Source organism: Bradyrhizobium sp. Ec3.3 (genome assembly GCF_000472925.1).
In the GTDB taxonomy this organism is placed as follows: domain Bacteria; phylum Pseudomonadota; class Alphaproteobacteria; order Rhizobiales; family Xanthobacteraceae; genus Bradyrhizobium.
Genome location: NZ_AXAS01000132.1, coordinates 1 through 5,321 on the forward strand (window position 1 = coordinate 1; position 5,321 = coordinate 5,321).

General features: G+C 59.3%; 3 protein-coding genes and 3 pseudogenes. 5 read left to right on the forward strand and 1 reads right to left on the reverse strand.

The window, feature by feature from the left end:
* Window positions 1-197, forward strand: a pseudogene (locus tag YUU_RS57995) (ISL3 family transposase); the annotation flags it as partial.
* Window positions 198-1,125: 928 nt separating this feature from the next.
* On the opposite strand, the gene YUU_RS0145415 reads toward YUU_RS57995, so the two are convergent.
* The gene (locus tag YUU_RS0145415) at window positions 1,126-1,320 is read right to left on the reverse strand and encodes a hypothetical protein (RefSeq protein ID WP_027528065.1); all 195 of its coding nucleotides are present in this window, start codon (window positions 1,318-1,320) and stop codon (window positions 1,126-1,128) included.
* A 326-nt stretch (window positions 1,321-1,646) separates the two neighbouring features.
* On the opposite strand from YUU_RS0145415, the gene YUU_RS60785 reads away from it, so the two are divergent.
* The 4 genes and pseudogenes from YUU_RS60785 to YUU_RS0145440 all read left to right on the forward strand — a co-directional run.
* Window positions 1,647-1,850: a hypothetical protein gene (locus YUU_RS60785; RefSeq protein WP_198031976.1), complete on the forward strand. Its 204-nt coding sequence runs from the start codon at window positions 1,647-1,649 to the stop codon at window positions 1,848-1,850.
* Window positions 1,851-1,853: 3 nt separating this feature from the next.
* Window positions 1,854-1,981 (forward strand): annotated as a pseudogene (locus YUU_RS62180) (enoyl-CoA hydratase); the annotation flags it as partial.
* 264 nt (window positions 1,982-2,245) lie between these two features.
* Entirely contained in the window at window positions 2,246-3,013 is a 768-nt protein-coding gene (locus YUU_RS58000; RefSeq protein WP_084801997.1) for a methyltransferase domain-containing protein, read from the forward strand.
* Between the two features lie 2,066 nt (window positions 3,014-5,079).
* A pseudogene (locus tag YUU_RS0145440) lies at window positions 5,080-5,321 on the forward strand (IS5/IS1182 family transposase); the annotation flags it as partial.

Here is a 5,321-nt window from a genome sequence, read left to right on the forward strand (position 1 = left end):
AAGCAGGCAACAGCGAACTCAAGAGCTTCGCCAACGGCATCGCGCGCGACATCGATGCGGTCCGAGCGGCAATAACTACATCCTGGACAACCAGTCCGGTCGAAGGCCAGATCAGCAGGATCAAAGCCATCAAACGACAAATGTATGGCCGCGCGGGCTACCCACTATTACGTCGACGCGTCCTCCTGGCTGCTTGAGAACGACCAGGCAACCTATCGCTATGCTGCACCAAATATGCGGAAGAACCCCAGATTGTCGCTCCACTTCCACCATCGCCGCGCAGCAATCAGAGTAGCTGCGACGGCATCTTGGCATCTCCAACCGGATGATTAATCGCATAGGCCGCATCGTCATGCGGCTGCTGATGGGCACTTGGATGCATGCCCGGGCGATACAACCCCCGTCCGCGTGGTGATTGTTGTCGAGACGAAGCGAGCGTCAATTGCCTTCGTCAGCACGATGGCCATGGCGTGGAGGGTTACCTGCGGTTTCCCAGTTCGCGACGTCTCTGCCGACCAGGCCTCGAGCACGCCGTGCCGATCATTCCGCAGTGGCCTTTGTCAGCGTTGCCGCCCTACATCGATTTCGCCGATGTGGAGCGCCTGATCGCGAAGTGCGACGCGTGCGATGCCATGCTCAACCTTTGGAGCGGGGGCCGATCTCGAGTTGTCTGCGCCCGGCTCTTTTTGACGTCCTAAAGCACCGTTCCAGCTCTCAGGGGACCAACCTCTCTAGAGTTGTCCGATGAGCGCTCGACAGGGCGGCATTGGCGCGCGCTCAAAGCACGAATCTGCTCCGCACGCGTCGCGTGAGGTTCGACATAGTGCGAACTGTGCTCCGACATAAGTTGCCCGAAAGGACCGCGCACTAAGCCGAGGTCGACATTCTCATGCTGAAGCAGATCGCGCAGCCGCCGCCGGGAGATACGCGATCTCGAGCCAAAATCATTAGATAGTTAGACCTGCGGCGCTCGCTCGGATTCAAGTTCCGCATACAGCATATCCTGCTCAGGGCTTCCTCGCCGTCGCCGAGGAGCATGACGAAGGATAGGCGCTTGCTCGGGCCACCGACGCACCGTCACCGGCACAACGCCTCAACGGCCTGCTCACCGTACGGCGGTTTGCTCTAGCCATGCACGCTGAAGAGGAACGTGACCGTTTCCTGCACCGGATGGGCTCCGAAGCCCCGTCGTGACGTGACAATCAACTTGTTTCTACACGCCGGATGCGATCGACCGATGATTTGGCCGCGGCCGAACTCCGGGGCTGCCGTGTGGGTGATGATCTTGCGCAGGCTACTCGCCGCAACTGGCATGTTCATCTCGGCCGCGCGGTATGGCGCAACGATGTCACCTTGATGGCTTTTGTCCGCGAGGCCGAGTTCAGAAGATCCGGATGTTACCACTGCATGCAATTGCGGAGCGGGCGGCCGACAGTTATCAGGCGGCTTGCGCAGAGCTTGTGTCTAGGAAGCTCGCGCTCTTCGCGTCCAGCGCCGGCGGCCATCTCACCTACTACATGGTGAAGGGCGTCTGCTTCAGTTGCTCACCCCGGGGGCCTGGAAGCCGTGTCCCCCGAGGAAGCCACGCATCCACGACCAGCGCCACGGCAGGCGCGGGTATCTATGGGGTTTGCGGTGGCGTTTGGATGGCGCGCCACTCTGGAGCCAAGGCGCCTGACGCTGTCGGCTTCTATGCCATCATCGCCGCCGCGACCGTGATCGGCTTCGGATTGGGGTTTTTGGCAAATCAGCGGCAAGTCTGCACCTTCCTGGGCGCGATGGCAGCCGTGGTAGCGGGGCTTGCACTGTTTTGCTTGATCGCAATCGTAGTCTGGGAGGGGCTCTCTTGAGCGGCGATCCTGCCGCGGATCATCGGCCAGTCGCGCGCGTCCGAGCTGCTCTACACCGGCCGCTTCATGACGGCGGAGGTGAGTGAGCGCTGGACTTTTTCAGCCGGATCCTCGCATCCGACCAGGTTCTTCTCCCATTTCAAAATCCTCTCGCATTAGTTGTCCATGGTAGCTGATCCGCCCTAAAATAGGCCACCGACTTTCGTGGCTCGGTAACACTAGGTCGCAGTCCGAGACGATCCCACAGGAAGTGCGAACGCTTAAGGAGCGCCCGCGCTTAACTAATCGGGTTTTAAACGTCACCCCTCAGGTGTGGTAGGGGGCGCCCGCCTTTACGACGTTCTAGATCCGGACCTATGCTCTGCGACGCAATCTGAACGCTATGCAGGGCTCCAATGATTGATGAAGCTAGTGTTTTCGATCATCGCCAAATGGGCACCGAATTTTCGGAGAACGAGTACTCTGACGCCTATCCGCCCGGTTATGAGCGACACTATTGGCATCGCGCTCGGAGCGCCATTTTGAAGAGCTATGTCCACGCGTTTTGTGGCCTCAGCGATACGCTTCTCGAAATCGGCGCTGCTCGGGGTCATTACGTAAGCATCTTGCGTAAAGCCGGGTTCGACGCGTACGGCTGCGATCTTGGCGATCCATGGGTCCATGAGGAGGTCAGACCATTTGTCTTTACGAAAACTGATTTCGCCGATATTGACAAGGGGCTGCGCGAGCGCGTCACCACGGTTCTGCTCTTGGATGTGCTTGAGCACATCGAGCAGCCGGTCACATTCATCGAAGCAATTTTTCAAGCCCTTCCGGCGTTGCGTTCGGTGATCATCGCAGTACCAGCGCGGCAAGAGCTTTGGTCGAACTTTGATGAACATTACCGTCATTTCATACGTTATGATCTTGCTGAACTTCGCAAATTGGCGCTACTTTCCTGCCTTTCGATCAAATCGTATAGTTACTTCTTTCATGCCTTATACGTGCCAGCTTTATTGCTGAAGACACTAGGCATGAAGCGTCGGGCTCCGCTTTACGCGCCTAAAGCATCCCCATTGCATAGACTATTAGGAATTGCGTTTTGGGTGGAAAGCTGCCTTTTGCCGAAGAATATCTACGGCACGTCGCTGATGTGCGTCTGCGTCAAAGATGATCCGATTTGAGAATTCGCGGTGCATCTATCGGCCCACTGCAGATTGGGTGGCCACAAGAGCGGCGGCGACCAAACCGGTTGCCGCATTAAAATCTGAGTGTCCGCGATAAAGGCGACTGACGCCGGCGTACCAACCGGTGCACCCAAAGGGCAGCGCGTCGCATTCCACCCGCGCACTCACATTGCCGGCAAAATTTCGTCATCAATGCTGCGGGAACCCTCAGCGGGCCGAAATGTGTCATACCGCATTCAAGATCCGGCGTCATCAGCGGCGCCGCTGGTGATGCGTGCTCTTCTGCATGACGGCTGCCAGACCTATTCATGAACAGCGCCTTTGGTTCGGGCGCAGTGATCGGCGCACCCAATATCGCCGAGCTACGCGAGCGGCGAAGCGGCGATCTGCGACCGCGCATAATTGATGAGCGGGGCGATTGCTGCGGTCGCGCTGAGCCGCAAGCCGGTGTTGACCGCAGTAGCGCTGGTTCTGGCGGGAGCCGTTTGGATGATGGTGGCGACGCTGTTCAGTATCGGCGTGCAGCTATCCGCCCCGCGTTGGGTGGGAGTTGCTCGCTCGCAGTCCGGCAGGCAGCGAGATCAGGCGAAGTTGCTGCTGGCAGCTTGGGCTGGGCCATCTCACCGAACTGGCCGGCGTGGAGACGCGCCGTCTTGGCCAGCCCTGATGCTGACCTATGGTGCGTATGACTCGCATGCAGACACCCGACGACGAAGCAGAGGTACTGGCCGATCCCCAAGGCCTTTGCCCCTTACCGGGCGCAGCGGGCCGCTCGCGCGAGCGTTCCACAACCTGATGCAACCTGCAGCTATCCCGACGCGCTACAGCGCCTACGGCTCGTCGCTCCCGCACGATTGCGATCCCGAATTGTGGACCGAGTCTATCACTTCCCACCTGCCTCGACCACCTGCGTCACCGCAAGCGCTTGACCCGGTCGGAGCGGGCGATGGAACAGCAGGCGATGGCCCTTCACATCGGTCCCGCTGCCGTGCGCGTCCGTTGCATACTGAAGCCCCATTTGCGCTTCGGAAGGACGACACCCCCGATCATGCGGACGCCGAAGAGAAATAAATGCTGCGTCATCAAGTTTCCATGGAGCGGCGCTTTTTTTCTCAACCGGGAGCCTTCCAATTCGCCTCACACGCGAGTAGGACCGTGCGCCGCCGAGCGCCGCGGCCGCTGAAACGGCGACGCACTCTATAAAAGCCCAGTCCGGCTTGAAACGGCGAGCCATCAAGCGGAGCCGGACCAATCGCATGCAGTTCTTGGAAATGGACAGAGCCCGATTACTCTAAAATAGGCGTTCTGCCCTTGGCTACTACGGAATTAACAACCTGACGTCGGACCTTTATAGTTCATATCACCGCAGAACTCACAATGCGCGAATACTGCCGCGTCAAAATGGCGGTCCAGCTGGCCGAGTTCGCGGCGGTCTCGCCGACTTCGACTTCGCCCTCCAGCCGTCGCGACACGAACCGGGTCCTGGCGCTCGCCGGATTGCAGCTCTCGCGCCGAAGCCGTCCACCTCATCCGGCCACGCAAGTCTGCTTCGAACTGCCAGCCTCGCTGAATTCAAGCTCTCTTTGGCGCAGATCGCCTGACGGCGGTCGCCAGCAGCGCCGCAATTGTGCTGCCCCTCTTGACCTTGGGGTGCTCCAGATCAAGCGCCTTGATAACCCCGGGTGCGCCTTAGATAGCTGGCGCGCGGGCAAGCTTCGCTGCGCGAACAGACGGCGAAGCGTCGCTTAGCTGCCTTTCAACGCAGCGGCGGCTTCATGCAGGGCGATTTCTCCCCTTTCTATGCATTCGCCTTCCCGGTAGGGCGCGATAGCTTGCTGGTTGCGCAGCTAGCAAACGCGGGCCCGGGTCCAGCTGTTACCCCGCCCCTTAGTCGCCCGTGAAGAATTCGGAAGCGATTGATCTGTCGCTGTGATTTGACGTGAGCAAGTATTCGATTGTGCAAGAAGGCCGTGGGTAGGTGTTGGTTTTCTTGCGTTTTTGGATTCCGGATTTGGCGACTTCGTGATTCCTTTGACGGCGAGATTCGCTGTTGGGGAGAACCCATGAGCCATCCGCGCGACGATCGTCAGGACGATCTGTTTCGTCCATCTTTGGAGAAGATCATCAACCTTCGCCATCCGTTGGTGCGTCTGGCGGCGGAGATCGATTGGGACTTCCTGGCGGGACGCTTCAGTTCGGTCTGTCGCCTCGGGCCGGGGCAGCCACCGTTGCCGACACGATTGGTAGCCGGACTGTTCATCCTCAAGCACATGCACAATCTCTCTGACGAGGCGCTGTGCGATAG